The sequence below is a fragment of the Roseateles sp. P5_B10 genome (assembly GCF_056400485.1).
The window spans coordinates 1-2,661 of sequence record NZ_JBFULE010000727.1 but is presented as its reverse complement, the minus strand read 5'-3'; the positions used below and the strand labels follow the sequence as shown (position 1 = coordinate 2,661).

2 protein-coding genes are annotated in these 2,661 nt (G+C 70.8%); both read left to right on the top strand.

From position 1 onward, the window contains the following. On the top strand, positions 1-2,012 hold a 2,012-nt coding region (locus AC1DU6_RS26625; protein ID WP_477860797.1), incomplete at its 5' end, for an ATP-binding protein. A gap of 80 nt (positions 2,013-2,092) precedes the next feature. Further along, positions 2,093-2,362 carry a hypothetical protein gene (locus tag AC1DU6_RS26620; protein WP_457325961.1) on the top strand — a complete coding sequence of 90 codons (270 nt, stop codon included), beginning with the start codon at positions 2,093-2,095 and terminating at the stop codon, positions 2,360-2,362. Positions 2,363-2,661: the final 299 nt, after the last annotated feature.

The window sequence follows — 2,661 nt, the reverse complement described above, 5'->3', positions numbered from 1 at the left end:
TCGGCAGCCCGGGCGTGGGCAAGAGCAGCCTGGCGCGCGAGGCGCTGGCGCGCTGGCCGGGGCGCGCGCCCTGGGTCGACCTGGCGCCGCTGACGCTGCCCGCGCAACTGCCCGACGGCATCGCCCGTGCCTTCGGCGGCCAGTTGAGCCCGGGCGAGGCGCTGCCCCAACTGCTCAGCCTGATCCCGGCCGACGACGACCTGCTGCTGGTGCTGGACARCGCCGAGCACCTCGCCACGGCCTGCGCTGAGTGGGCCGCGCACCTGGCCACGCTGCCCCGGCTGCGCCTGCTCGTCACCAGCCAGCTGCCGCTGGGCGTGGCCGGCGAACGCCTGCTGCGCCTGGAGCCGCTGCCCGTGGCCGAGGGCGTCGACGGCCCCGACGCCCGCGAGGGTGCGTTGGCGCTGCTGGTGGCCCGCATCCGCGCGGTGGACGCGCGCTTCGACGTGTCGGCCAGGTCGCTCCCGCTGCTCGCCGCGCTGTGCCGTCAGCTCGACGGCCTGCCGCTGGCGCTGGAGCTGGCCGCCGCGCGCGTGCCGCTGATGGGCCTGCAGGCCGTGCACGATGCACTGGCCGAGCGCTTCGCGCTGCTGTCCCGCGGCCGGCGCGATTCGTCGGCCCGCCACCGCAACCTGCTCGACGCGCTGGACTGGAGCCACGGCCTGCTGGAGCCGGCCGAACAGCGCCTCTATCGCGCGCTGGGCGTGTTCGCCGGCGGCTTCACGCTGGACCTGGCCGTCACGCTCAGCAGCGACGAGCACACCAGCCGCTGGGATGTCGTCGACGGCCTGGCCACGCTGGTGGAGCGCTCCCTCGTCGGCGTCGCCAGCGAAGACCCGCCGCGCTACCGCCTGCTGGAGACGATGCGAGCCCATGCGCTGGCCCGGCTCGGCGACGCCGACGGCCATTCCGCACGCCGCCGGCATGCCGTGGCCGTGCTGGCGCTGATTGCACCCAGCGACGATGTGGCGCTGTGGCTGGCCGACATGCAGAACGTCCGCGAGGCCTTCCTGTGGGCGCGCGAGCACGACCTCGCTACCGCCGCCCAGATCGGCGCCCGCGCCGCGCGGGTGATGGTGTTCACCGTCTGGCGCCACGAGGTGACGGAGTGGATGCTGTCTCTGCAGCCGGCGATGGAGGCCCGCGGCGAGGCGGTGCCACCGCAGGTGCAGGCGCTGTGGTGGTCCATGCTCGGCTACCTGCTGCTCATCCGCACCGACCCGCGCGCCGTGCCGGTCTCGCGCAAGGCCGTCGACCTCTGGCGGCCGCTCGGCAACCCCGCCGAACTGCTCATCGCCGCAGCCCACTGGGTGCGCGCCTTTACCGAGGACGCGCCCGAGCTGGACGAGGCCTGCACGCTGCTGCGCGAACTGGCCGCGGGCGACGACTCGGCCCCGACGCGGCTGCGCCTGAACGGTGCGCTGGCCGTGGTGGCCCGCCTGCGCCGCGACACTGCCGAACTGCTCGCCTGCATGGAGCGCGAGCAGCTCGCCGCCCGCGAGCTCGGCCAGTCACAGCGCGTGCAGGTGGCCGAGAACAACATCTGCCTGACGCTGGTGCGCCTGGGCCGCTTCGAGGAAGGCGCCACACGCACCCGCGCACTGTTGGAGGTGCTGGACGCCGACGGCAGCGGCAGCAACGGCAGCCTGCCCTGGGTGCTGAACGCCCTCGTCGAAGCGCTCGTCGGCCTGGGCCGTCTGGACGAGGCGCAGGCCCTGCTGCCGCGGTCCCTGGCCGCGCAGCGGCGCTTCGGCACGACGGTGGCCTGGCTCGGCATCCTGCCGCTGCTGGTCGCCCAGGGCCGCATCGAAGCCGCCTGCCGCCTCGCCGGCCATGTGCGCAGCCGCTGGACGGCCAACGACACGGCGCTGGACTCGCTGGAACTGCTGGCGTTGGATGGCGCGCTGGACGCCGGCCGGGCCTTGCTGGGCAGGGACATCACCGCGGCGCTCGAGGCCGAGGGCAGGGCGCTGGGGGATGAGGCGGTGGAGGGGTTGGTGTTGCGGCGGTAGGGGCGGGAGCGTTGGTTAGAGGGGGCCGAATTCAGCGGAAGCAGCTCTAGACTTCGAATTCTTTTTCGTGTTGCCGATTGATGCGCCCCATCCCCCTCAGCCATGATTTGTCGGTCGCGATGCTGCGCGACCTTGAGTTCTTGGTGACGTCGCTGGATCGAATTGGGTCGAGTGCGGTCTCGGGAGCAGAACTGAACGAGCTGCTGGGACGGTTCATCGTTGAAGCAGATGTCTACCGCCGACTGGCCGCAATTCGTAAGTCTCTTTGGGAGACCGTCGACTGCGAACTTACCCCCGCGGAGGTTTGCGAACTTCAGGCTAGCGTCGAGATCGATCCGTGGCGCGGCTGACACGCCTCGCTTGCATCGCAAAGCCCGCTCTCAGCCAACCTGTAGACGACAACGCGCATTGGACTGCGGCATTGCAGCGTTTCCGATCCTTTGGCCACCGACGTTGAGGTCACGTTGCCGGCCGCACTCCAGTCACGGATTGGCTTGTCCCTGTGAAGCCTTCTCGGATTTCTGATCCAGGTGTAGGTCGAGAATTTCTCGCAACGGAGTCTCAGGCTTCAGCCCTCCTCCTTCTGTCCTCGTCATCTGCAACGTCTTTGGGGATGAGCCACCAGTTCCCCTTCTTCCTGGGAACCAGC